Annotated in this window: 1 protein-coding gene; it reads right to left on the bottom strand. The window is 66.1% G+C overall.

What is annotated here, in order from left to right; all coding sequences use genetic code 11:
- On the bottom strand, positions 1-1,067 hold a 1,067-nt coding region (glyA, locus tag RA21_RS21570; RefSeq protein WP_082009028.1), incomplete at its 3' end, for a serine hydroxymethyltransferase.
- Between the last annotated feature and the right edge of the window lie 2 nt (positions 1,068-1,069).

Here is a 1,069-nt window from a genome sequence, read left to right as displayed (position 1 = left end):
AGGCGCAGGCCGGAGGTCACGGTGGGCTTTTCCGGGTCGAACGGGATGCCGTTCTTGTTGGTGGTGATATGGGCACGGCCCAGCGCCTTGTCGGCGATGTTGCCGGTGACGCCCTTGGGGCGCAGGTCGACCAGCATCACATGGGTGTCGGTGCCGCCGGTGACGATGTCCAGGCCGCCCTGGATCAGCTGGTCCGCCAGCGCTGCCGCGTTCGCCTTGACCTGCTTCTGGTAGGCCTTGAACTCCGGCTTCAGCGCCTCGCCGAAGGCCGCCGCCTTGCCTGCGATCACATGCATCAGCGGGCCGCCCTGGATGCCCGGGAAGATCGCCGAGTTCACCTTCTTGGCGATGGCCTCGTCGTTGGTCACGATCATGCCGCCGCGGGGGCCGCGCAGGGTCTTGTGGGTGGTGGTGGTGGCGACATGCGCGTGCGGGAATGGCGAGGGGTGCTCACCGGCCGCGATCAGGCCTGCGATATGGGCCATGTCGACCATGAAATAGGCGCCGACGCTGTCGGCGATTTCACGGAACTTGGCAAAGTCGATCTGGCGCGGAATGGCAGAGCCGCCGGCGATGATCAGTTTCGGCTGGTGCTCGTTGGCCAGCGCCTGGATCTGGTCGTAGTCGATCAGGTTGTCGCTCTGGCGCACACCGTAATGCACCGCGTTGAACCACTTGCCCGACTGGTTCGGCGCGGCGCCATGGGTCAGGTGGCCGCCGGAGGCCAGGTCCATGCCGAGGATGGTGTCGCCGGGCTGGATCAGCGCCTGGAACACGCCCTGGTTGGCCTGGGAGCCGGAGTTCGGCTGCACGTTGGCGAACTCGCAGCCGAACAGCGCCTTGGCGCGGTCGATCGCCAGGTTTTCAGCCACGTCCACATACTGGCAGCCGCCATAGTAGCGGCGCCCCGGGTAGCCTTCGGCGTACTTGTTGGTCAGCACCGAGCCTTGCGCTTCCATCACCGCGGCGGAGACGATGTTCTCAGACGCAATCAGCTCGATCTCGTCGCGCTGGCGGCCCAGCTCAGCGGTGATCGCGCCAAACAGTTCAGGATCGCGCTCAGACAGCG

The sequence above is a fragment of the Leisingera sp. ANG-DT genome (genome assembly GCF_000813785.1).
Classification (GTDB): domain Bacteria; phylum Pseudomonadota; class Alphaproteobacteria; order Rhodobacterales; family Rhodobacteraceae; genus Leisingera.
This window is presented reverse-complemented; position numbering and strand designations above follow the sequence as displayed.